Below are 21,385 nucleotides of genomic sequence, written 5' to 3'. Positions count from 1 at the left end.
ACATCTCGTCCGGCGATTCTCAGCGACGCCGGTCCACGCGCTCGAAAAACCACCCTTTTGTGCTTCACCGCGCCCTAATTTCGTACGGAGGCCCTGAATGCGCCCCAAAGCACTCGCCATCGGCTGTTTCGCCCTGGCGACAGCCGTGGTGCTCAGCGGTTGCGGAAGTGACACCGCGTCCGGCGGCAAGACCAAGCTGACCATCGGCCTGTTCGGCAACTTCGGCTACGCCGAGCTGCTGAAGGAGTACGAGAGCCTGCACCCGGACATCGAGATCAGCGACCGCACCGCGTCGTACTCCGACCACCACAAGAACCTCGCGGCCCACCTCGCCACCAGCAGTGGCACCGCGGACATCGAGGCGGTCGACACCGGCTACATCAACCAGTTCAAGGCGACGCCGGACAAGTTCGTCGACCTCAACACCAAGGGCGGGGACCAGCTGAAGGACCGCTGGCTCTCCTGGAAGTGGGAGGGCTCGCTCAGCAAGGACGGCAAGCAGATCGGCTACGGCACCGACATCGGCGGCCTCGCGATCTGCTACCGCCGCGACATGCTGGAGGCCGCCGGCCTGCCCGCCGACCGCGACGCGGTCGCCGCGCTGTGGCCGACGTGGCAGGAGTTCATGGACACGGGCAAGAAGTTCCAGGAGAAGGCGCCCGAGGGCGTCAAGTGGTTCGACGGCGGCCCGACCGTCCTCAACGCGATCGTCGGCCAGGCGTCCGTCGGCTACTACGACAAGACCGACAAGATCGTCGTGGGCGAGAACAAGGAGATCAAGGACGCCTGGGACATGGTCGTCAAGGGCGTGCAGGACGGCCTCTCCGCGAAGCTGCTCTACTCCACCCCCGTCTGGAACACCGGCTTCAAGCAGGGCCAGTTCGCGACCGTGACCTGCCCCGCGTGGCAGATGGCGAAGATCAAGGACCAGTCCGGTCCCGAGGCCGCCGGCAAGTGGGACGTCACGTCGGTTCCCGGCGGTGGCGGCAACTGGGGCGGCTCGTACCTGACGGTGCCGAAGTCCGGCAAGAACGTGGACAAGGCCGTCGAGCTGGCCGCCTGGCTGACCGCCCCCGAGCAGCAGGCGAAGGTCTTCAAGAACGCCGGTCTCCTGCCCTCGACGCCGAAGCTGTACGAGGACCCGTCCATCGTGGACTACAAGAACGAGTACTTCAACAACGCGCCGATCGGCAAGCTGTTCACCGACGCCGCGAAGGCGCTGAACCCGCAGTACCAGGGCCCGAAGGCGGGCGACATCCAGACCGCGATCGGCAACGCCATGCAGCGCGTCGAGCAGGGCAAGCAGAACGGCGAGGAATCCTGGCAGCAGTTCGTCGGCGACGTCCAGAAGTAAGTGACGTCCTGACATGGTTCTGATGGACAAGACGACCCGCAGGCACCGCTGGGACACGAAGTTCTCGCCGTACGCCTACGTCACGCCGTACTTCCTGATCTTCGGTGTCTTCGGGTTGTTCCCCCTGCTCTACACCATCTGGGTGTCGCTGCAGCACCGCAACCTGCTCGACGAGGGCGGCGCGTACCTGGTCTGGTTCGACAACTACGCGACGCTCTTCGCGGACCCGTACTTCTGGAACTCCATGGGCAACACGCTCAGCCTGTGGATGCTGACCACGGTTCCGCAGATCCTGTTCGCCCTCGGCATCGCGGCACTGCTGAACCGCAAGGTCAGGACCCGCACGCTGTTCCGGATGGGCGTGATCCTCCCGAACATCACGTCCGTGGCGGCCGTGACGATCATCTTCGCGCAGCTGTTCGGACGGGACTTCGGCCTCGTCAACTGGGTGCTGGACCTGTTCGGCGCCGGGCAGATCGACTGGCAGGCGGGCACCGCCACGTCCCACATCGCCATCGCGGTGATGGTGGTGTGGCGCTGGACCGGCTACCACGCGCTGATCTTCCTGGCGTCCATGCAGGCCATCTCGCCCAGCCTCTACGAGGCGGCCACGCTGGACGGCGCGAGCGGCTGGCAGCAGTTCTGGCGGATCACCGTCCCGCTGCTGCGCCCGCAGATCATCTTCACGACGATCATCGCGACCACCGGCAACATGCGGCTGCTCGCCGAACCGCTGCTGTTCAACCCCGGCGCGGCCGCCGCGACCGGTGGTTCGGACCGGCAGTTCCAGACGGCCGCGCTGTACCTGTACGAACAGGGTTTCACCAAGTACGACTTCGGCTACAGCTCGGCGATCGCCGTCGTGCTCGCGATCGCCACGATCATCGTCGCCGGCTTCGGTTACCTGGTGACCAAACGGATCCAGACGGATTGAGGAACCCATGACCGCTGTGATGGATCCTCCCGCGCCGCCGGCACGTCCCACCGGTCCCGTGGTGAGGGCTCGCCGGATCGCCAGGCGCGTGGCCGGTCCCTGGACGTACGCGGCGCTGATCGCCGTCCTGGCCGGCTCCGCCTTCCCCGTGTACTGGTCGTTCGTGGTGTCGTCGCAGACGCCCGACGCGGTCGACTCGGTGCCCCCGGTCCTCGTGCCGGGCGGCCACCTGTTCGCCAACATCGCGCGGGTCTTCGACACCACGGACTTCGCCCTGGCGCTGATGAACTCCGTCATCGTCTCGGGCACGGTGACCGTGTCGGTGGTGCTGTTCTCCACCCTCGCCGGGTTCGCGTTCGCCAAGATGAAGTTCCGCGGCCGCAACGTGCTGCTGCTGCTCGTCATCGGCACGCAGGCCATCCCGACCGAGCTCGGCATCATCCCGCTCTACATGATGATGGCCGAGTTCGGCTGGGCCGGTGAGATCCACGCCGTGATCGTGCCCGGCCTGGTGACCGCGTTCGGCGTGTTCTTCATGCGGCAGTACTTCGAGCGGGCCATCCCGGACGAGCTGCTCGAAGCGGGCCGGATGGACGGGTGCCACTCCCTGCGGCTGTTCTGGCACGTGGCCCTGCCCGCGGCCAGGCCGGCGGCGGCGGTGCTCGGGTTGTTCACGTTCATGCAGGCGTGGAACGACTTCTTCTGGCCGCTCGTCGTGCTGGTGCCGGAGAACCCGACGGTGCAGACCGCCCTGTCCACTCTGGCGAGCGGCTACACCACGGACTACACCCTGGTCCTGACCGCCGCGACGATCGGCACGGTCCCCGTGCTGCTCGTGTTCCTGTTGTTCGGCCGCCAGATCGTCGGCGGCATCATGTCGGGCGCCGTCAAGGGCTGACCCTGCCAGAGGAGACTGTTGTGAGCTTTCCCGCCGGCTTCCGCTGGGGCGTGGCCACCTCGGCCTACCAGATCGAGGGAGCGGCCGGTACCGACGGCCGCGGTCCGTCCATCTGGGACACCTTCTCGACCGTTCCCGGCGCCGTCGCTTCCGGCGACACCGGGGAGGTCGCGGCCGACCACTACCACCGGTGGCCTGAGGACCTGCGCCTGATGACCGACCTCGGGGTCGACGCGTACCGCTTCTCCATCTCGTGGTCGCGGATCTTCCCCGAGGGCAGGGGCAAGGTCGAGCAGCGCGGCCTCGACTTCTACCGGCGGCTCGTGGAGGCGTTGCGGAGCAAGGACGTCGAGCCGTTCGTCACGCTCTACCACTGGGACCTGCCGCAGGCCCTGGAGGACCAGGGCGGCTGGCGCAACCGCGACACGTCCGGCTGGTTCGCCGACTACTCGGCGACCGTGCACGAGGCTCTCAAGGACGTCGTCTCCAAGTGGACGACGCTGAACGAGCCCTACTGCTCGTCGATGGTCGGCTACGCCGAGGGCCGCCACGCCCCCGGTGCCAGGGAAGGGCACGGGGCACTGGCCGCGTCGCACCACCTGCTGCTGGGCCACGGTCTCGCCGTGCAGTCCATGCGGGCCAACGGCGGCGAGGGCCAGGAGTTCGGCATCGTGCTGAACCAGTCCCCCACCGTGCCGGTAACGGACTCGCCCGCCGACGTCGCCGCGGCCGTCCGCCAGGACGTGCTGCTGCGCAGGCAGTTCACCGACCCGCTGTTCGGTGGCGAGTACCCGGAGGAGATGACGTCGATGTACGGCGCCATCACCGACTTCTCGTTCCGGCACGACGAGGACCTCTCGATCATCGGCCAGCCGCTGGACTACGTGGGCCTGAACTACTACTACCGGCTGCACGTGGCCGACGCACCGCACCGCGAGCCCGACCCGGCCAAGCGCACCGCCCACGACATCGGCGTGGACACGACGCAGCTGCCGGACGTGCAGCGGACGGGCATGGGCTGGCCGGTGGAACCGGTCGGTTTGACCGAGGCGTTGACGGACCTCAAGGCACGCCACCCGCACCTGCCTCCCGTCTACGTCACGGAGAACGGCTGTGTCTTCCCCGACACGGAGAACTTCGAGGACACGGACCGCATCGCGTTCCTCCGCGACCACATCGCGGCGGCGCAGGCGGCCACCGATGTGGACCTCCGCGGCTACTTCTGCTGGTCGCTGCTCGACAACTTCGAGTGGGCGCACGGCTACAAGCACCGCTTCGGGCTGATCCACATCGACTACCGGACACAGCAACGCACCCCGCGTGCCAGCTACCACTGGTACCGCGACTTCATCGCCGCGGCGCGGGGTTAGTCATTCAACGGCCGGACAGCTGCTCGCCGGAACCGTGAGGTCCAGCAGGTAGCTGTCCACGCCACCACGGGTGCACGCGGAACGCAGATAGGCGCCATGACCCCACCCCTCGTACGTCAGCAAAGCGGTGTTGTGCGGCGATTGCCGCTTGATGTTCACCGCCCAGGCGTACGGGGTGGTGGGGTCGTGTCTTGCGCTGAGCACCAGAACCGTCGGCGCACCGCTGATGTCCAGCCGGTGCGGCGGGTTGGCCGGAGGACCGGGGATACCGGTGCACGCCATGACCTCGTTGTGCCCGACGAAGTTCCCCCGCATGAGCGGCGACCGTCGCAGCTCCTCGGCACGCAGCCGTGAGTACTGCTGGAAGTTCTTGACGCGCAACGAGAAGTCCTGGCACACCGTCGCGCGCATCACCGACTCGTAGTTCGGTTCGAAGGCCAGAGCCCTCGCCGCCGGCGTTGCGGCCACCAGCTCGGCCGCCCACGGCCAGGCCGGGTCGCGCAACGCCAGGTACATGAGGTCGAGCAGCTCCTGCCTGCCTTCCCCCGCCCGGTCGAGCGCGGCCTCCCACGCGGCGAAGACGTCCTGTCCGTGCAACGGGCACGAGGCGGTGCGGTCACACCAGCGCGCGAACTCGACGAACGAGTCATCCGCCGCGGCCGCCCGGTCTCCCACGAACCGCGTGAGGTCCGCGCTGTGGTCCACCACGCTGTCGAGGACCATCGCCCGCACCCGGTGCCCGTACCGCTCGGCGTAGAGCTGCCCGAACATGGTGCCGTAGGAGATGCCGTAGTAGCTGATCTTCCGCTCTCCCAGCGCCTGCCGCAGCGCGTCCACGTCCCGCGCGACGAGGTCGCTGTGGGCGTTGTCGAAGATCGGCCCGCTGCGTTCACGGCACCGGGAGTTCGCCGTCCGGTTGAACCGCAGCAACGCCTCGAACCCCGCCTCGTCGGCCGGGTGGCTCGACGGCGCGCCGCTGAGCAGGTCCGCGCACCGGATCGCGAGGCTGCCGCCGGTCCCCCGCGAGTCGACGCCCACGATGTCGAACCGGGCCCGGAGGTCCTCGCTGAAGTACCGCGACAGCGCGAACTGCGCCGCCGACCCTCCCGGACCGCCGGGGTCCACCAGCAGCACCCCGGCCCGCCGCGCGGGATCGGTGGCGCGGTGCCGGGTCACGGCGAGGTCGATGCGCGGCCCTCGCGGCTCGTCCCAGTCGAGCGGCACGCTGAACGCCCCGCACTCCCCTTCGGCGTCCTCGGGGCACGGCCCCCAGGCGATCGACACCGGTCGCACCGGCTCCGCTGCCGCCGTGGCGGTGCCGAGCAGGAGGACCACCACAGCCAGCAATGCCCGCGTCATCGACCGCACCGGTGCCTCCGACCTCGCCGTGTTCGCTCTGGTTGGGTGCGCTTGCGCCCGCCATCATGCTGCAGATCGGCGACCCGGCTCCCTGTTGAGACGAGAACGGCCCGAACGGCGGCGTGAAACGTCCGGGCCGGCGGCGGCGATGGGGTAGGACGTGACCGGACCTGACCCGCGCGACGACAACAGGACGTGGACGCGCAACGAGGTGGGCGACAACCACGGCACGAGCGTCCAGACGGGTCAGGCCCACGGCGACGTCAACATCGGCCCGTCCACGCACACAACGGTGAGCCTCTCCGCCGTCGGCGTGGTGGTCGGCGCGGTGATGACGCTGGTGATCGGCCTCGTGGTGTGGAAGCTGGTCGCTGCCGGGGAAACCCCCGCTGTCCAGGCCCCTGCCGCCCAGACGCCCGCCTCGGCCTCCACCACCGGCACCCCGGCCCGTGGCGCACCGGCGAAAGAGGTGCACCTGCGACGCGGGACGGGCGTGGACGTCGACGGCGACGACCCCAAGGCCGGACGGGCGGACGGCGCCACCGGCGACATCGACCTCTACCTGAACGAGTTCAACCTCCTGTACGCCAACGGGAGCGACATCACCTATGACAGCGGCCCCGAACAGCAGGCGGAGGAACGGTGCCGTGAGGCCGCGTCCGGTGGCATGGGCGATCCCGCGGTGCTGGCGGCCGACGCGGGGCTGCAGTACTGCCTCGTCACGTCGGACAAGCGCGTCGCCTGGGTGCGGGTGACGAGCTCGACGTTGTCGTCCTTCGACTCCACCGCCTCCCTGACCTTCGTCGTCCGCACCTGGCCCGCCTGACGTCAGCCGGCCTGGACGAGGCGTTCCAGCACGGTGTGCGCCGGGGTGGCGGGCCTGCCGAGCAGGGTTTCCAGGGCGGGGTCGGTGACCGCGAACTCACCGGCCCTCGCGGCGCGGAACATCCCGAGCGTGAAGTCGGCGAACGCGGCGGGCATGCCCGCGGCGACCGCGGACTCCTTCCACTCCTCGTCGTCCACGACGACCCGCTTCACCGAGCGCCCGGTCAGGACGGTGACCACCCGTGCCACGTCGGCGAAGTCGAGCAGGCCGGGTGCGGTCAGCGGGGGCGTGACGCCGTTGAGCAGGTCCGGTTCCGTGAGCGCCACGACGTCGGCTTCGACCAGATCGGCGTGGGCGGTCCAGGAGACCGGGCCGTCCTCGGGCAGCCGGAGCTCACCGGTCCGCAGGGCGGCGGGCACGTAGTGCTCGAACGTGCTGGTGTAGAAGCCGTGGCGCAGAGCCGTGTAGTCGACTCCCTGTTCCCGCAGGTGCGCTTCCGTCGCCGCGTGCTCCCTGCCGGGTGAGAACAGCGAGCCGGGCGAGGCGCACTGGTGGCTGGTGTAGAGGACACGGGTGGCGCCCGCGCGCACGGCCGCGTCGATGGCGGCGCGGTTCGCCCCGGACGCCTGCGGCCCGCGGATGGCGGCCGAGACGACGAGCACCTGGTCCGCGTCCTCGAACGCCTTGTCCAGGCTCGCCGGGTCGGTGAAGTCGCCGGTGCGGACGCGCACGCCGCGCGCGGCGAGCCCGGCGGCCTTGCTCTCGTCGCGCACGCTCACCCCGACGGTGTGCGCGGGCACGAGGTCGAGCAGCCGCGCGACGACCTGAGAGCCGAGCCGTCCGGTGGCCCCGGTGACGATGATCATGGGTTTCTCCTCTGTTGAATCAGTGATTCGCGGTGAGGCTATCACTGATTCGGATCGACGACAGCAGGAGGCTGATATCGTTGATTCATGTCCGAGATGTCCGAGCTTCGCGCCGATCCCCGCGCCGCCGTCGTCGAGGCCGCGGCCGGTCTGCTGAGGGAGAGCGGGGCCCGCGCGCTGACGACGCGCGCGGTGGCCCAGGCGGCGGGCGTGCCGCAGCCGACGATCTTCCGGCTGTTCGGCGACAAGGACGGCCTGCTGGAGGCCGTCGCCGAGCACGTGATGGCGGGCTACGTCGCCGAGAAGGGCGGGCGAGCCGCCGGCGAGGACGGGGACCCGGTGGCCGACCTGCGCGCCGCCTGGCAGGCCCACCTCGACTTCAGCCTCGCCAACCCCGACGTGTTCACGCTGCTCGCCGGTCCGGGACAGGGCTCGGCCGCCGCGGCGGCCGGTGTCGAGGTGCTGAGGGCGCGGGTCGCGCGCGTGGCGGCCGCGGGACTGCTCGGCGTCCCGGTGGAACGGGCGGTCGACATGATCCGCGCCGCGGGCAGCGGTGCCGTGCTGACGATGCTCGCGAGACCGGCGGGTGAACGCGACTCGCGGCTGGCCGACTCGTTGCTGGACGCGGTGCTGGGCGCGATCCTGACGTCGGCGCCGGCGCCGCCCGTCTCCGAGCCCGTCGCGCTCGTGACGGCGTTCCGCACGGCGCTGCCCGGCCTCCCCGCGCTCAGCGAGGCGGAGCGGAGCCTGTTGTCCGAGTGGCTGTCCCGCACGACCGCGGAGCTCGAGAGCCGCGAGACAGGGCGGCCGTGACGACGGTGGCGGGTACCGTCCGCCGATCAACTGCGACCGGCACCCGCGTCTCCCCGTGGTCTGGTGCGGACGCGCGCCCCGACCGGATCGCGTCCGCAGTCGACAGTCTGCCGTCAACCGGCGCGGATCAACCTTGCGAGGCCCTTTCGATTGCCCTACTCGCGGTCCCGGCACACCGTGCAGTAGTGCGGCCCGAGGGCGCGGTCCGACCCGCCCCAGCCCGCGACGTTGGCCTGCATCCAGAGGAGGTCCCACGCGATCGGGCCGGTGCTGCTGGTTCTGCGGGACCGGCCGCAGCCGTCGCACACGAGAATCGTCCCCGTGCTGCCGTCGTCGGTGATCGGCATGCCCGTCACGCTGATGTCAGCCCTTCTCGTACCGCGACAGGTGCCGGCCGCCGAGAAGACGACCGGCACCTGACCTTCCCCGGAAACGCAGGCGCGGGCGTGCGCCGCCGACGGGTGGGCACCCGCGGCCGTAAGCATGCCGGACACGCCTCCAACACATGCACTGTGCAACCTTACGAACTCCTTCCGAAGACAGCGCCTTCACCCGTACGCGGTCACCATGACACCGTGATGGAGGCAGCGAATTGACCACCGAGGTAAAGCAGGACATGGACTTCTCCGTGCTGCTCGTCGACGACGACGAGCGCATCCGCCAGGCCCTCGGGCTCGCACTGGCCGACGAGGGCTTCACCGTCGACGAGGCGGTGTCGGGCGAGGACGCGCTCGACCGGCTCGACGAGGACTCGTTCGACGTGGTCCTGCTCGACCTGATGCTGCCGGGAGTGGACGGCCTGCAGGTGTGCAGGACGCTGCGCGCGCAGGGCGACCTGCCGATCATCATCGTCACCGCCCGCACCGACACGCCCGACGTGATCGCCGGGCTGGAGGCGGGCGCCGACGACTACGTGACCAAGCCGCTGGTCGCGAGCGAGCTGGCGGCGCGCATCCGGGCGCTGCTGCGGCGGCGCGGCGGTCCTCGGCAGAACATCTCCTACCGAGTGGAGGACCTGGAGATCTGGCCGGACGAGGGCGTCGTGCACCGCGGCGGCGAGGAGATCCGGCTGACCCGCACCGAGTTCCGCCTGCTCGCCGAGCTGGCCGCGGCGGGCGGGCGCATCGTCACCAGGGAGCAGCTGCTGCAGCGCGTCTGGGGCTACGACTACTACGGCGACACGCGGCTGCTGGACGTGCACGTGCGGCGGCTGCGCACGAAGGTCGAGCACAACCCGGAGGACCCGGTGTTCGTGCTGACGGTGCGCGGCGCGGGCTACAAGATCGGCCCGCCGCGGTGAGAAGGCCGCTGCGCCGCCCGTCGCTGCGGTGGCGGGTCGCCGCCGCGCTCGGGCTCGGGTCGCTGCTCGTCACCAGCCTGCTGGCGGTGGCGACCTGGAACCTCGCCTCGGACTACATGCTGCGCCAGCGGGAGCAGTCGGTGACCCGGCAGGCGCAGGTGAACCTCCGGCTGGTCGAGGACGCGGTGAGCAAGGGCTCCGAGGGCCTGACCGAGCTGCTCACCGGTCTCACCACCAGCCCGGACTCGACGATCATGCTGTTCCGCCGGGACGACGTGCTGACGAGCGGGCGGCAGGTCGACCCCGGCGCGGTGCCCCCGGCCCTGCTCGCGATGGCGCGCGACGGCACCCCCGCCCGGCAGCGGCTGCACGCCGACGGCATCCCGGTCGTCGCGGTGGTCCAGCCGCTGTCCGCGGGCCAGGGCATCTACGTCGAGCTGTTCCAGCTCTCCCAGCTCGACCGCACGTTCCGGTTCATCAGCGGCCTGCTGGTCGCCGGAACGGTCCTGAGTGGACTGATCGGCGTCGCGCTCGGCTCGTGGGCGAGCAGGCGCGCGCTCCGGCCGCTGACCGAGCTCACCGTCGCCGCGTCGCGCATCGCGGGCGGCGACCTCAAGGCACGGCTGCCCGACCAGGACGACCCGGACCTCGCGCCGCTCGCGAGCACCTTCAACTCCACGGCCGACGCGCTGCAACAACGCGTGCTGCGCGACGCGCGGTTCGCCGGCGACGTCAGCCACGAGCTGCGGTCGCCGCTCACGACGATGGTCAACGCCGCCGCCGTGCTCCGGCGCAGGCAGGCGGAGCTGCCCGGCACCACGGGCAAGGCGCTCGGGCTGCTGACGTCCGAAGTGGACAGGTTCGCGCGGATGGTCGTGGACCTGATGGAGATCAGCCGCGCCGACCAGGACGTCGACAGGGACGAGTTCGAACCGCTCGACGTGGGCGGGCTGGTGCGCGGCGCCGCTCCCCTGCTCCTGCCGCCGGACGTGGAGATCGTCGTCGAACCACCGCCCCCGCTGGTGCTCGGCGACCGGCGCAGGCTCGACCGCGTGATCGCCAACCTGATCGAGAACGCCGGGCGCCACGCGGGCGGCGCGGTCCGGATCGCCGTGCTGCACCGCGACGGCAAGGTGCGGCTGGAGGTCGACGACGCGGGTCCCGGCGTGCCGGAGGAGATGCGGGAGCAGGTGTTCGAGCGGTTCACCCGCGGCACCAGGGCCGGCAGCCGCGGCACCGACACCGGCAGCGGGCTGGGGCTCGCGCTGGTCGCCGAGCACGTGCGGCGGCACCACGGCCACGTGTGGATCGAGGACCGTCCCGGTGGCGGGGCGAGGTTCGTCGTGGAGCTCCCGGAGGTGGGCAGATGAGAACACCCGTCCTGGCCGTCGCGGCCCTGCTGGTGGTCGCCGCCTGCGGTGTGTCCACACAGGACGAACCGGAACCCATCGGCACCACGTCGGTGACCGGTGAGGCGCCGACCCCGGTGGTGACGCAGCGACGTCACTCGACCACGGTGCCGAGTTCCAGCACCTCCAGCACGCCCATGCCGACGACGGCGGGGGATCGTTAGCAAGTCGTCAGGTCAACCGGCGTGACATCACGGACAGGATGGGGAAAACCTGTCGGAAGGACCACGCTTTGACCCGAAGTCGCTCCATGCCCGCGGACGCGGAAGCCGTCTTCGACGTTGTTTCCGATCTCGACAACCTCACCACCTGGCTGCCCGGCTCCGTCGAGGTCGAGCTGTCCGGCCCGAACCTCATCAAGCTGTGGCTGCCGCGCCGCACCGGTGACCTGGAGGTCGAGCGCCGGATCGACATCGACTGGGACAGGTTGCGCATCCGCTGGGGCAGCGAGACGAACAGCAGCTGCTCGGGATCGCTGCGGGTGCTCCGGCTCGCCCCGGGGCGCAGTGCGGTCAGCGTGACCCTCTCGGGTCCACCGGGGACGGCCAGGAGCACCGTGAGCGCCTGGATCGAGGAGTCGCTCGAAGCGCTGGAGCTCGTCATTGCCACCGAACGGCGCAACGGTGGGATGGTGCACCAAGTCGCACGGTGTTGACGACACTCCCGTGCGGTACAACAGTCCCATGACCCGCTCCAAGGTCGGCACCAACGACGTCGATGCGCTCACCGACGCCGTGCTCACCGCGTCACGCCTGCTCGTCGCGATCTCGGCGCGGTCGCTCGCGGCGGTCGAGGAGACGATCACCCTGCCGCAGTTCCGGATGCTCGTCATCCTGGACTCCAGGGGGTCGATGAGGATCAGCGCGCTGGCGGAGCTGCTCGACGTCAACCCGTCGACCGCGACGCGCATGATCGACCGGCTGGTGACGACGGGCATGGTCGCCCGCCAGTCCAACCCGGCGACCCGCCGCGAGGTGGTCGTCGAGCTCACCGAGGAAGGCCGCCGCGTGGTGCGCGGGGTGTCGCGGCGCCGCCGGGCGGCGATCGGCCGCATCGTGGCGAAGATGCCGGAAGCCGAGCGGCAAGGGCTCGTGAGCGCGCTCGCGGCGTTCACGGACGCGGGCGGCGAACCGGCCGTCACGTCCGCCGACGCCGGCTGGATCTGACCTCCCGCCCGGAAGGTGCAGCGCGGGGCGGTCTCGCGCAGACTGTGCGTGATCACGCGCGAGGAGGACCCATGCCGGCGGAACCACCGGAGGCCGAACCCGACTACCGGTTCACGCTGGCCAACGAACGCACGTTCCTCGCGTGGATCCGCACGGCGCTCGGCCTGCTCGCGGCCGGGGTCGGCGTGCACCAGCTGCTGCCGCCGTTCGACCTGCCGCACGGCACCGCGGCGCTGGCGCTCGGGTGCATCGCGCTCGCCGCGGTCGTGGCGGCCACGAGCTTCCCGCGGTGGCGCCGCGTCCAGCACGCGATGCGGACCGGGCGACCGCTGCCGCGCAGCCGGATGGTCCCGCTGCTCGCCGGTGGGGTGCTGGTGCTCGCGGTGGCGGGCGCGGTGCTGGTGGCCGCCGGATGACCCGCGACCCCGGCCTCCAGCCCGAACGGACAGCACTGGCGTGGACCCGCACGGCGCTGTCTGCGGCCGCGTGTTCGTTGCTGCTGTTGCACGTCGCGGTGCGTCAGGGCGGTGGCCTGGCGGCCGTTCCGGCCGTGTGCACGGCGGCGGTGCCGGTGACGCTGGTCGTGCTGCGCCGGCGTCGGCACCTGGCGGCGACCAAGCCGCTGGCCCTCGGGCTCGTCGGCGCGCTCGTCACGATCGCCTGCCTGTCCGCCCTGCCACTCGTAGTGCACGGCCGGTGGTGAGCTCCGCTCCCCGGAGTGGACCGCGTCACGGCACAGGACGCCGCCGAGCGCCCAGAACCGTTCTCTCACAGGAAATCCACAGCTTCGATCACTCCACGGTGATGGTCCGGCGCTTCAGCGCTACCGGTCACGATGAGTAGTCGCACTGTCCGAAAAGTCGCTCTGGCCCGAAACGTGAACGCCACTTAGGTTAGCTTAGGCAAGCTTAAGATTGGTGGGACATGACCGCAGTTGACGAAGGCTTCGCAGCCCGCCTGAGAGCGGGCACGAGACAAGAGCACGAACACGCGGAGCAGTCGCGGTTCGTCGAGGAGCTGCTCGCCGGAAAGCTCGGACTGGGCGCCTACGCGGGACTTCTGGGACAGAGCTACCTGTTCTACGAGGTCCTGGAGAAGGCGAGCGACCACTGGCGCGACGACCCCGCCGTGGGCGCGTTCGCGATCAGGGGACTGTCCAGGGTGGAACCCCTTCAGCAGGACCTCGCACACCTGCTGGGGCCGCAGTGGCACACGCTGCTCGACCCGCTGCCCGCGACGCAGTCCTATGTGGACCGACTGAACGAGGTGTGCTTCACCAATCCGCGGGCCTGGGTGGCACACCACTACACCCGCTACCTCGGTGACGTCTCCGGAGGACAGGTGATCCGCCGCCGCGCGCAGGAGATCTACGGCCTGCGGGACGACGGCGTGCGCTTCTACCAGTTCGACCAGGTCGGGAAACCCAAGCCGTTCCGCGACCTCTACCGCTCGCTGCTGGAGTCCGCACCCTGGACCGAGCAGGAGCGGGACGAGCTGATCGAGGAGGCCAACACGGCCTTCCAGCTCAACCGCGCCGTGTTCGCGGACCTCGCCGGCGTGTACTGCTGACTTTCCTTCTCCCCCAGGGTTTCCAGCGTCGGGAACCCTTCTTCGACGTGCCCGCGGGTTGGTACGAACAGTGAGACGCAAGTCTCGTCCACGCCTCGCGGATCGTAATTTAGGGTTGGCTAACCTAACTTGTGTTGGGTCGCCCGACTCCAGGAGTGATCTCATGCCAAGACCGACAGCCGCGAGAGCGGTCGCCGCGGGTGCCGCGGCACTTCTCGCGGCCTCCGCCCTCGGTTCCTCCACCGCCTCCGCCGCCCCCGCGACCGTCACCGGCGCGACGTTCACCTGGGGCATCAGCGGTTACGCCCAGGTCGGTGTCTTCGGCCCGTGGACGTACAAGGACCTCACCGGCAACGCCTCGGTGCTGCTCGGCACGACGTCCGGCGGCAGCCAGACCGAGTACTCCGTGAGCCCCGTGCCCGCGACCTCGATGCCGCCGTCGTCGCCGCAGAAGACCCCGAACGCGGTGAAGTTCACCGGTGGCACCGGAACCGTCGACCCGGCGACCGGCGCCGGCACGCTGTCCTTCACCGGCAGCTACACCGTCAACGGCTACCCGGCGCAGTTCAAGGCCCCCGACGAGGTCTACCGCGACCCGGTGGTGACGGTGGCCGCGGACGGCTCCGGTTCGCTCAGCGCCGAGTTCAGCCTCGGCGCCGGCACCGACCAGGCGGGCAACCCCACTCCCGCGCAGGACTTCGGCCGCCTGACGCTGTTCCGCTTCGAGCCCGGTGCCGTCTCCGGCCTCACCTCGTCCGGCTTCCGCGTCACGCCCGCCTACCAGGGCGTCGAGGTCGACGTCGCCGGCGGCACCGCCCAGACCCGGGAGTGCGCCGGCGGCACCGGCTGGTGGGGCTCGTGGGCCCCGGAGTTCGTGAACACCGTCCCGGCGTCGATCCGCCCGCACTTCTACTCCACGGGCTGCGGCGGCAACCAGGACTACAAGGCGCCGCTGCCGATCGACCTCGGCTACACCGTCGGCACCACACCGGGTGAGCCCGGCGGCTCCTCGGACGCCGAGCAGAACATCCGGGTGACCGTGCCGGAGACCGTCGAGCCGGGCGAGTTCGTCTGGACGATCGACGGCGGCAACGGCCTGGTCAGCCTCGGCACCGCGACGCAGGCCGGTGACCACTACCTGGCCACGGGTTCGATCAACCCGGTCCGCGTCACCGACACCCGCGCCGGTGCACCGGCCTGGTCGGTGTCGGCGCAGGTGAGCGACTTCTCCGCGGAGGGCAGGTCGTTCGACGGCAAGTACCTCGGCTGGACCCCGAACGCCTCGGAGAACACCGGTGGCGCGGTGGCCGGTGCCGCCGTGGCGTCGGGCTTCGACGGCGGCCAGGGCCTCAAGCAGTCCGCGACGCTCGGCAGCGCGCCCCTGGACCACGCGTCCGGTTCGGTGCTGCTGGGTGCCGGCCTGGAGCTCAAGGTGCCGGTGAGCGTGGGAACGGGGACGTACGACGCGACCCTCACCCTGACCGCGCTGAGCTGATCCCGGTCGCGTGGGCGCGGTCACCACCGCGCCCACGCACCGCTCCTCCCGACTGGACCCCGCCATGCCTCGCTTCCTCGCCGCGCTCACCGCGGTCCTGCTGGCCGTGGTCGCGCTCCCGCCCACGGCCTCCGCCCAGAACGTCACGTGGGGCGTGCGCCCCGCGGACAACGACCTGGGCGCGGACCGCCCGAACTTCACCTACTCCGTCGCGCCCGGCGCGGTGCTCAGCGACGCGTTGACGGTGACCAACCACGAGCAGCGCGCGCTGACCTTCGGCGTGTACGCGGCCGACGCGTTCACCACCTCCTCGGGGCAGCTCGACCTCCGGCCCGCGGGTGAGACACCGACCGGTGCTGGCTCGTGGGTCCGCTTCGACTCCCCCACCGTCACCGTCCCTTCCGGACAGACGGTGGCCGTTCCGTTCACCGTGACGGTGCCCGCCGACGCGACGCCCGGCGACCACAGCGGTGGCGTCGTCACGTCGTTGCGCGTCGAGGCCGAGTCCGGCATCACCGTCGAACGGCGGCTGGGCGCGCGCATGCACCTCCGCGTCGCGGGCACTCTCACGCCCTCGCTGGAGATCCGCGGCACCGAGGTCGAGTTCGACGGCACGCCCAACCCGGTCGGCCGGGGCACCGCGCGCGTCACCTACACCGTCGTCAACTCCGGCAACGTCCGGCTGAACGCGCGGCACTCGGTGCGGATCGAAGGGCTGTTCGGCCTGTTCGGCACCGACGCGGCGGTGGAACCGCTGCCGGAGCTGCTGCCCGGTGAGAGCGTGACCAGAACCGTCACCGCACCGTTGTTGCCCGCCGGCCGCGCCGCCGCCACGGTCACCGCGACGCCGACCGTGGCGGGCGGGTCCGAGCTCGCCGCGGTGACCGGCATCGGGTCCGATGTCGCACTGCCCTGGGCCACCGTCGTGTGCCTGCTCCTCGTCCTCTGCCTGGTGCTCGCGCTGCGCGCGCAGGCGCGGGCCAGGGCCGCCGAACAACAGCGCCGGATCGACGACGCCGTCGCCGCCGCATTGAAGAGGAAGTCGTGATGCGTGTCCTCGTGCTCGTGGCGCTGCTCCTGCTCACCGCCTGCTCCAGCCCGCCAGGCGGTGAGCGCGCAGACGCGGCGGAGGCGGGAGAACGGCCGCCGCTGTCGGAGCTGACCCCGCTGGAGAACCCCCGTGCCCACGAGGGGCCGTCGACCGCCCTGGTCGCCGACGCCGACGTCGTGCCGGTCGAACGTCCCGTCCCGGTGCTGCCGGTGACCGTGACCGACAACCAGGACACCGAGGTCACCGTCACCTCGGCGGACCGGATCCTCGCCCTCGACGTCTCCGGCACCCTGGCCGCCACGGTCTTCGGGCTCGGCCTCGGCGACCGCGTCGTCGGGCGCGACGTGTCGACCGGCTTCCCGTCCGCACGGCACCTTCCGCTCGTGACGGTCAACGGCCACCAGCTCAACGCCGAGGCGTTGATGGGCCTGAAGCCGACCGTCGTGCTGACGGACACCACCCTCGGCCCCTGGGACGCCGTGTTGCAACTGCGCGACGCGGGCGTCCCCGTCGTCGTGCTCGACCCCAAGCGCGACCTGTCGGCCAACGCGCCCATCGTGCGGGCGGTCGCCAAGGCACTCGGTGTGCCGGACACCGGCGAGAAGCTGGTGCGGCGCATGGAGTCCGAGATCGCCGAGACCATCGGCCAGATCGGCAGGCTCGCCCCGGACGACCCCGCCCGCAAGCTCCGCGTCGTGTTCCTCTACCTGCGCGGCCAGGCGGGCGTCTACTACCTGTTCGGCAAGGGCTCCGGCGCCGACTCGCTGATCCAGGCGCTCGGCGCGGTCGACGTCGCCACCGAGTCCGGCCTGGACGGCATGAGGCCCATCAACCCCGAGGCGCTCGCCAAGGCGAAACCGGACGTGATCCTGATGATGACCGACGGACTGAGGTCCGTGGGCGGGGTGGACAACATGATGTCCGTCCCCGGCGTGGCACAGACCCCCGCGGCGCAGAAGAAGCGGTTCGTCGACATGGACGACTCCGTGGTGCTCGGGTTCGGACCGAAGACCGCCGCCGTCCTCGACGGCCTCGCGAGAGCCCTCTACGCGCCATGACCCGGAAACTGACCCGTGAGATCACGGACGACCTGGCCCTGTCCCGCAAACGCAAGCGCACCAGGGTGATCGTGCTGTTCGCCGGGCTGACCGCGGCGCTGGTCGTCGTGTCGGTCGTGTCCGCGGGCGCCGGGCAGTACGGCATCCCCGCGCGGGACGTGCTGCGCGTCCTCACCGGCGGCTCGCTCGAAGACCCGTACGCCGAGGGCGTGCTGTGGGCCGTGCGCTTCCCCCGCGTGGTGATGTCGCTGCTCGTCGGTGCGACGCTCGGCGTGTGCGGCGCCCTGATGCAGGGCACGTTCGGCAACCCCCTGGCCGAGCCCGGCGTCGTCGGGGTGTCCTCCGGCGCGGCGGTGGGAGCCTGCCTCTCGATCGTCTTCGGCTGGACGTTCCTGGGCGCCTTCACCACCCCCGGCATCGCGTTCGCCGCCGGGCTGCTCACGACCATCGCCGTCTACACGCTGTCGCGGTCGGGCGGCAGGACCGGCACGGTGTCGATGATCCTCACCGGTGTCGCCGTCAACGCCATCGCGGGCGCGCTCGTCGCGTTGCTGATGTTCGTCGGCGACCAGTCCGCCCGCGAGCAGATCGTGTTCTGGCAGCTGGGTTCCGTGGCGGGCGCGCGCTGGCCGTACGTCTGGGTCGTGCTGCCGCTGGCGGCCGTCACCGCCGTCGTCGCGCTCGCCGCGGCCCGGCGGCTCGACATGCTCTCGCTCGGCGACCGGCAGGCCCGCCACCTCGGGGTGAACGTCGAACGGCTGCGGCTGGTCGTCACGTGCGCCGTGGCCGTCGGCGTGTCCGCGGCCGTGTCGTACTCCGGGATCATCTCGTTCGTCGGGCTGGTGGTGCCGCACCTGGTGCGGATCGTGATGGGGCCGGGCCACCGGGTCCTCGTGCCCGCGAGCCTGGTCGGCGGCGCCGTCCTGCTCGCGTGCGCGGACCTGCTCGCCCGCACCGTCGTCTCCTACGCCGACCTGCCGATCGGCATGGTCACGGCGCTGGTCGGCGGGCCGTTCTTCTTCTGGCTGCTGCGCAGGACCAGGACCAGTGCGGGAGGGTGGGCGTGATCAGCGCGGTGAACGTGAGCGTCCGCCTCGGCGGGGCGCTGCTGGTGGACCGGGTGTCGGTCGAGATGGTGCCGGGCGAGGTGCTCGTCCTGGTGGGGCCCAACGGTGCCGGCAAGTCGACGCTGCTCTCGGCGATGGCGGGCGACGTCAAGCCCGCGTCGGGTTCCGTGCTGCTGGACGGCATCCCGCTGAACGGCTGGAAGGACGTCGAGGCCGCGCGCCGCCGGGCCGTGCTGCCGCAGCACAACCCGCTGGCGTTCCCCTTCGACGTCCGCTCCGTCGTCGAGATGGGCAGGGTGCCCTGGTACGGCACGCCAGAGGAGGAGCACGACGACGAGGTGATCGCGGCGGCGTTGCGGCACACCGGGGTCGCGCACCTGGCCGACCGCGCCTACCCGACGCTGTCCGGCGGCGAGCAGGCGAGGGTCGCGCTGGCGCGGGTGCTCGCCCAGCAGACCCCCGCGATGCTGCTCGACGAACCGACCGCGGCGCTGGACCTGCGGCACCAGGAGCTCGTGCTGTCCCTGGCGCGGCGGCGCGCGCGCGAGGGCGGCGCGGTCCTGATCGTGCTGCACGACCTGAGCCTCGCGGCGGCCCACGCCGACCGCGTGGCGGTGCTCGCGGACGGGAAGCTCGTCGCGGCGGGCCCGCCGGAGCAGGTGTGCACCTCCGAGCTGCTCAGCGACGTCTACCGGCATCCGGTCGAGGTCTTCCCGCACCCGAGCACCGGTGTCCCCGTCGTGCTGCCCGTGCGAACCAGAGAGGAATGACGATGTCCCGCACAGCAAGAGGTCTCGGCGTCCTGGCCGCGAGCGCGGTCCTGTGCGCGCTGCTGCCGGGAACGGCGCACGCCGCGGCCCAGGTGAGCCTGTCCGTGACCACCGCGGACCCCGACTACGCCACCAACGTGACGTTGCGCGGCACCGGTTTCCAGGCCGTCGCCAAGGCGCACGGCGGCGTGTACATCACGTTCGGCTGGGTCGCCGACGGCGCGTGGCAGCCCAGCAGGGGCGGCTCGGCCGGTGCCACCTACCGGTACGTGCAGGACACCGAGGACAAGAACAACAAGGGCTACCAGCGATATGTGGCGTTTCCCGGCAGCGACACCGCGGCCAGCGCCAACGGCGGCGTCATGAGCGCGGACGGTTCGTGGTCCACCAACATGGTCATCCCGGGCGCAAGGTTCCGGGCCGTCGACCGCGCGGGCAACACCAGCGAGGTCGACTGCACCAAGGTGCGCTGCGGCTTCATCACGATGGGCGCGCACGGCGTCGTGAACGCCAACAACGAGACCTTCACGCCGGTCCGGTTCGCCGCCCCCGCGGGCACCGCGAACCAGCCCGGCACCCAGGCCCAGGCCCCCGCTCCCGCCCAGCAGCAGCAACAGGGCACCCCTCAGCAGGCCGGTCAGCCCGCCGCCAGGGCCGCCACGGTCAGCAGCGCCACCGGCGTCGTCGAGGCAGGCAGGGAGGTCACGGTCACCGGTACCGGCTTCGCCGCCGACGAGCAGCTGACCGTGACGCTGGGACCGTCGAAGATGTTCCTGGCCCCGGCGAAGTCCGACGCCGCCGGAGCCGTCTCGCACACCGCGACCATTCCCGCCGACGTGCCCGCCGGGGCCTACACCCTCGACCTCACCGGAGCGTCCTCCGGCGCGGTCGGGTCGGTGCCCCTCACCGTGACGGCCGCCGCGGCCCAGGCAGCACCCCAGCCCGTCGCCGCCGAGTCCTCCACCTCGGACCCGGTGCCGTGGTGGTGGGTGGCCGCCGGCGCCGCGTTCCTCCTCCTGATCATCACCGTTCTTTTCCTGCGCAAGCGGAAGAAGGTCGAAGCATGAGCGTCCCCGTGCTCGCGAGCCTGGTCCTCCTGGCCGCCCAGGGCCCCGTCACCACCACGCCCACCACCACCAGTGCTCCTCCCCCTGGCCCGTCGAGCAGCGTCACCACCACGGCTCCCTCCAGCACGAGCAGTCCGGCCACCTCCAGCAGTCCGGCTCCGAGCTCCACGCCCGAGGTGGCGGCGAGGACCGCCGCCGAGTCCTGCGAGCTGACCCCGGACAACGTGCGTTCCGGAGAACTGGTGTGGGGCTTGAAGAAGAGCTTCCGTCAGTACGTCGGGATCGGCCTCGGCGGGGCGGTGGGCAACTCCATCACCGCGACCGGCGGCGCCACCATCACGGCGCTGGACGAGATCGTCGTCGACGGCGTCGCGAACCCGAAGGGCGTCGCCACCGGCGCCTACCGGTTCACCTTCGACTCCGCCGACTACACCTCGCCGACGCGGTTCACGGCGAAGTTCCGCGGCACCGTCACGTTCTCCTACCCCGGCCACCTGTTCTCGCTGATCGTGTCGAACCCTCAGGTGTCCACAGCGGACGGCAAGAGCGTGGTGCACGCGGACATCGAGCTGAAGGCGTCGGAAGGCGCCCCCGCCGCTCCCGCGAACCTGCCCGGTGTGGAGTTCGGCCGGCTGACGACACCGGCCGCCACCCCGGCCGACGGCCTGCTCACCTGGAAGGACGTGCCCGCCACGCTGGCGAGCTCCGAGGCGTTCGGCGGCTTCTACAACGCGGGCACGGATCTCGACCCGCTGACGATGCACCTCGGTGCCGACTGCGCCGCCGTTCCCGCACCGCCGCAGGAGGCCGTCGTGACGCCTCCGGCCGCGCAACCGGCCGAGAACCTCGTCCCGGACGTCCAGTTCCGCCCGGACGGCACGTCGGCCCCCGCCCTGGCCTCGACCGGTGCCGACGTCGAGCACACGCTGTGGGCCGGTGTCGTCACGCTCCTCGCGGGACTGGCGTTCGTGCTGGCCGCCTACCGCCCGCGCACCCGCACCCGACCGTAACCG

The 21,385-nt window shown here is 71.1% G+C and carries 24 protein-coding genes; 21 read left to right on the top strand and 3 right to left on the bottom strand.

What is annotated here, in order from left to right; translation table 11 throughout:
* Window positions 1-97 precede the first annotated feature (97 nt).
* Genes BLT23_RS12800 through BLT23_RS12785 form a run of 4 tightly spaced genes read left to right on the top strand, consistent with a single transcriptional unit; the run spans window position 98 to window position 4,556 of the window.
* Window positions 98-1,354 carry an ABC transporter substrate-binding protein gene (locus BLT23_RS12800; RefSeq protein WP_090048824.1) on the top strand — a complete coding sequence of 419 codons (1,257 nt, stop codon included), beginning with the start codon at window positions 98-100 and terminating at the stop codon, window positions 1,352-1,354.
* 22 nt (window positions 1,355-1,376) lie between these two features.
* A complete protein-coding gene (locus tag BLT23_RS12795) occupies window positions 1,377-2,288 on the top strand; it encodes a carbohydrate ABC transporter permease (RefSeq protein ID WP_245743917.1) in 912 nt (303 codons plus the stop codon).
* A gap of 7 nt (window positions 2,289-2,295) precedes the next feature.
* Window positions 2,296-3,186 (top strand): carbohydrate ABC transporter permease, encoded by an 891-nt coding sequence (locus tag BLT23_RS12790; RefSeq protein ID WP_090048820.1) that lies wholly within the window; start codon window positions 2,296-2,298, stop codon window positions 3,184-3,186.
* 20 nt (window positions 3,187-3,206) lie between these two features.
* Complete coding sequence (locus tag BLT23_RS12785) at window positions 3,207-4,556, top strand: GH1 family beta-glucosidase (RefSeq protein ID WP_090048818.1); 1,350 nt, start codon at window positions 3,207-3,209, stop codon at window positions 4,554-4,556.
* Here the strand turns inward: BLT23_RS12785 and BLT23_RS12780 are convergent, their stop codons facing one another.
* Window positions 4,557-5,915 carry an alpha/beta hydrolase gene (locus BLT23_RS12780; RefSeq protein ID WP_090049415.1) on the bottom strand — a complete coding sequence of 453 codons (1,359 nt, stop codon included), beginning with the start codon at window positions 5,913-5,915 and terminating at the stop codon, window positions 4,557-4,559.
* Window positions 5,916-6,075: 160 nt separating this feature from the next.
* Here BLT23_RS12780 and BLT23_RS12775 point away from each other — a divergent pair, with 160 nt between their 5' ends.
* The gene (locus tag BLT23_RS12775) at window positions 6,076-6,741 is read left to right on the top strand and encodes a hypothetical protein (protein ID WP_090048815.1); all 666 of its coding nucleotides are present in this window, start codon (window positions 6,076-6,078) and stop codon (window positions 6,739-6,741) included.
* 2 nt (window positions 6,742-6,743) lie between these two features.
* On the opposite strand, the gene BLT23_RS12770 is transcribed toward BLT23_RS12775, so the two are convergent.
* Entirely contained in the window at window positions 6,744-7,607 is an 864-nt protein-coding gene (locus BLT23_RS12770; RefSeq protein ID WP_090048813.1) for an SDR family oxidoreductase, read from the bottom strand.
* 87 nt (window positions 7,608-7,694) lie between these two features.
* On the opposite strand from BLT23_RS12770, the gene BLT23_RS12765 reads away from it, so the two are divergent.
* Complete coding sequence (locus tag BLT23_RS12765) at window positions 7,695-8,420, top strand: TetR/AcrR family transcriptional regulator (RefSeq protein WP_090048811.1); 726 nt, start codon at window positions 7,695-7,697, stop codon at window positions 8,418-8,420.
* 155 nt (window positions 8,421-8,575) lie between these two features.
* On the opposite strand, the gene BLT23_RS39995 is transcribed toward BLT23_RS12765, so the two are convergent.
* The gene (locus BLT23_RS39995; RefSeq protein WP_143035917.1) at window positions 8,576-8,767 is read right to left on the bottom strand and encodes a hypothetical protein; all 192 of its coding nucleotides are present in this window, start codon (window positions 8,765-8,767) and stop codon (window positions 8,576-8,578) included.
* Window positions 8,768-9,036: 269 nt separating this feature from the next.
* Here BLT23_RS39995 and BLT23_RS12755 point away from each other — a divergent pair, with 269 nt between their 5' ends.
* The 15 genes from BLT23_RS12755 to BLT23_RS12685 all read left to right on the top strand — a co-directional run bounded on the left by BLT23_RS12755 (window position 9,037) and on the right by BLT23_RS12685 (window position 21,382).
* Entirely contained in the window at window positions 9,037-9,720 is a 684-nt protein-coding gene (locus tag BLT23_RS12755; protein ID WP_090048807.1) for a response regulator transcription factor, read from the top strand.
* Window positions 9,717-11,090, top strand: a complete 1,374-nt coding sequence (locus BLT23_RS12750) for a sensor histidine kinase (RefSeq protein WP_245743916.1) — start codon at window positions 9,717-9,719, stop codon at window positions 11,088-11,090. Before BLT23_RS12755 ends, BLT23_RS12750 begins: the two co-directional genes overlap by 4 nt.
* A complete protein-coding gene (locus BLT23_RS12745; protein ID WP_090048805.1) occupies window positions 11,087-11,293 on the top strand; it encodes a hypothetical protein in 207 nt (68 codons plus the stop codon). Before BLT23_RS12750 ends, BLT23_RS12745 begins: the two co-directional genes overlap by 4 nt.
* Before the next feature lie 68 nt (window positions 11,294-11,361).
* Complete coding sequence (locus BLT23_RS12740) at window positions 11,362-11,784, top strand: SRPBCC family protein (RefSeq protein ID WP_176946717.1); 423 nt, start codon at window positions 11,362-11,364, stop codon at window positions 11,782-11,784.
* A 28-nt stretch (window positions 11,785-11,812) separates the two neighbouring features.
* Entirely contained in the window at window positions 11,813-12,295 is a 483-nt protein-coding gene (locus BLT23_RS12735) for a MarR family winged helix-turn-helix transcriptional regulator (protein ID WP_090048801.1), read from the top strand.
* Window positions 12,296-12,366: 71 nt separating this feature from the next.
* Entirely contained in the window at window positions 12,367-12,711 is a 345-nt protein-coding gene (locus tag BLT23_RS12730) for a YidH family protein (protein WP_090048799.1), read from the top strand.
* On the top strand, window positions 12,708-12,998 hold the full coding sequence (locus BLT23_RS12725; RefSeq protein ID WP_090048797.1) for a DUF202 domain-containing protein: 291 nt from the start codon (window positions 12,708-12,710) through the stop codon (window positions 12,996-12,998). Before BLT23_RS12730 ends, BLT23_RS12725 begins: the two co-directional genes overlap by 4 nt.
* A gap of 221 nt (window positions 12,999-13,219) precedes the next feature.
* A complete protein-coding gene (locus BLT23_RS12720) occupies window positions 13,220-13,864 on the top strand; it encodes a biliverdin-producing heme oxygenase (protein ID WP_090048795.1) in 645 nt (214 codons plus the stop codon).
* Between the two features lie 163 nt (window positions 13,865-14,027).
* Complete coding sequence (locus BLT23_RS12715) at window positions 14,028-15,359, top strand: hypothetical protein (protein ID WP_090048793.1); 1,332 nt, start codon at window positions 14,028-14,030, stop codon at window positions 15,357-15,359.
* A gap of 64 nt (window positions 15,360-15,423) precedes the next feature.
* Entirely contained in the window at window positions 15,424-16,407 is a 984-nt protein-coding gene (locus BLT23_RS12710) for a WxL protein peptidoglycan domain-containing protein (RefSeq protein WP_090049411.1), read from the top strand.
* Window positions 16,407-17,468, top strand: coding sequence for a heme/hemin ABC transporter substrate-binding protein (locus BLT23_RS12705; RefSeq protein WP_176946716.1), 1,062 nt, complete (start codon window positions 16,407-16,409; stop codon window positions 17,466-17,468). Before BLT23_RS12710 ends, BLT23_RS12705 begins: the two co-directional genes overlap by 1 nt.
* The gene (locus BLT23_RS12700) at window positions 17,465-18,535 is read left to right on the top strand and encodes a FecCD family ABC transporter permease (RefSeq protein ID WP_090048789.1); all 1,071 of its coding nucleotides are present in this window, start codon (window positions 17,465-17,467) and stop codon (window positions 18,533-18,535) included. The genes BLT23_RS12705 and BLT23_RS12700 overlap by 4 nt, the downstream gene beginning before the upstream one ends.
* The gene (locus BLT23_RS12695; protein ID WP_090049408.1) at window positions 18,532-19,305 is read left to right on the top strand and encodes a heme ABC transporter ATP-binding protein; all 774 of its coding nucleotides are present in this window, start codon (window positions 18,532-18,534) and stop codon (window positions 19,303-19,305) included. Before BLT23_RS12700 ends, BLT23_RS12695 begins: the two co-directional genes overlap by 4 nt.
* 2 nt (window positions 19,306-19,307) lie before the next feature.
* Window positions 19,308-20,372 carry a hypothetical protein gene (locus BLT23_RS12690; protein WP_245743915.1) on the top strand — a complete coding sequence of 355 codons (1,065 nt, stop codon included), beginning with the start codon at window positions 19,308-19,310 and terminating at the stop codon, window positions 20,370-20,372.
* On the top strand, window positions 20,369-21,382 hold the full coding sequence (locus BLT23_RS12685; protein ID WP_090048787.1) for an HtaA domain-containing protein: 1,014 nt from the start codon (window positions 20,369-20,371) through the stop codon (window positions 21,380-21,382). Before BLT23_RS12690 ends, BLT23_RS12685 begins: the two co-directional genes overlap by 4 nt.
* Window positions 21,383-21,385: the final 3 nt, after the last annotated feature.

Origin of the sequence: Lentzea fradiae, assembly GCF_900100955.1 — a bacterium.
In the GTDB taxonomy this organism is placed as follows: Bacteria; Actinomycetota; Actinomycetes; order Mycobacteriales; family Pseudonocardiaceae; genus Lentzea; species Lentzea fradiae.
The sequence above is the reverse complement of the archived record's forward strand: the minus strand, read 5'-3'. Positions and strand labels throughout refer to the sequence as shown.

Bases quoted from the DNA above. Each gene is read 5' to 3' on its own strand.
- BLT23_RS12730 (WP_090048799.1), top strand. From the start codon at position 12,367: ATGCCGGCGGAACCACCGGAGGCCGAACCCGACTACCGGTTCACGCTG.
- BLT23_RS39995 (WP_143035917.1), bottom strand. From the start codon at position 8,767: ATGCCGATCACCGACGACGGCAGCACGGGGACGATTCTCGTGTGCGAC.
- BLT23_RS12725 (WP_090048797.1), top strand. From the start codon at position 12,708: ATGACCCGCGACCCCGGCCTCCAGCCCGAACGGACAGCACTGGCGTGG.
- BLT23_RS12770 (WP_090048813.1), bottom strand. From the start codon at position 7,607: ATGATCATCGTCACCGGGGCCACCGGACGGCTCGGCTCTCAGGTCGTC.
- BLT23_RS12795 (WP_245743917.1), top strand. From the start codon at position 1,377: ATGGACAAGACGACCCGCAGGCACCGCTGGGACACGAAGTTCTCGCCG.
- BLT23_RS12800 (WP_090048824.1), top strand. From the start codon at position 98: ATGCGCCCCAAAGCACTCGCCATCGGCTGTTTCGCCCTGGCGACAGCC.
- BLT23_RS12755 (WP_090048807.1), top strand. From the start codon at position 9,037: ATGGACTTCTCCGTGCTGCTCGTCGACGACGACGAGCGCATCCGCCAG.
- BLT23_RS12735 (WP_090048801.1), top strand. From the start codon at position 11,813: ATGACCCGCTCCAAGGTCGGCACCAACGACGTCGATGCGCTCACCGAC.
- BLT23_RS12720 (WP_090048795.1), top strand. From the start codon at position 13,220: ATGACCGCAGTTGACGAAGGCTTCGCAGCCCGCCTGAGAGCGGGCACG.
- BLT23_RS12790 (WP_090048820.1), top strand. From the start codon at position 2,296: ATGACCGCTGTGATGGATCCTCCCGCGCCGCCGGCACGTCCCACCGGT.
- BLT23_RS12745 (WP_090048805.1), top strand. From the start codon at position 11,087: ATGAGAACACCCGTCCTGGCCGTCGCGGCCCTGCTGGTGGTCGCCGCC.
- BLT23_RS12705 (WP_176946716.1), top strand. From the start codon at position 16,407: ATGCGTGTCCTCGTGCTCGTGGCGCTGCTCCTGCTCACCGCCTGCTCC.
- BLT23_RS12765 (WP_090048811.1), top strand. From the start codon at position 7,695: ATGTCCGAGATGTCCGAGCTTCGCGCCGATCCCCGCGCCGCCGTCGTC.
- BLT23_RS12690 (WP_245743915.1), top strand. From the start codon at position 19,308: ATGTCCCGCACAGCAAGAGGTCTCGGCGTCCTGGCCGCGAGCGCGGTC.
- BLT23_RS12685 (WP_090048787.1), top strand. From the start codon at position 20,369: ATGAGCGTCCCCGTGCTCGCGAGCCTGGTCCTCCTGGCCGCCCAGGGC.
- BLT23_RS12700 (WP_090048789.1), top strand. From the start codon at position 17,465: ATGACCCGGAAACTGACCCGTGAGATCACGGACGACCTGGCCCTGTCC.
- BLT23_RS12715 (WP_090048793.1), top strand. From the start codon at position 14,028: ATGCCAAGACCGACAGCCGCGAGAGCGGTCGCCGCGGGTGCCGCGGCA.
- BLT23_RS12780 (WP_090049415.1), bottom strand. From the start codon at position 5,915: ATGACGCGGGCATTGCTGGCTGTGGTGGTCCTCCTGCTCGGCACCGCC.
- BLT23_RS12710 (WP_090049411.1), top strand. From the start codon at position 15,424: ATGCCTCGCTTCCTCGCCGCGCTCACCGCGGTCCTGCTGGCCGTGGTC.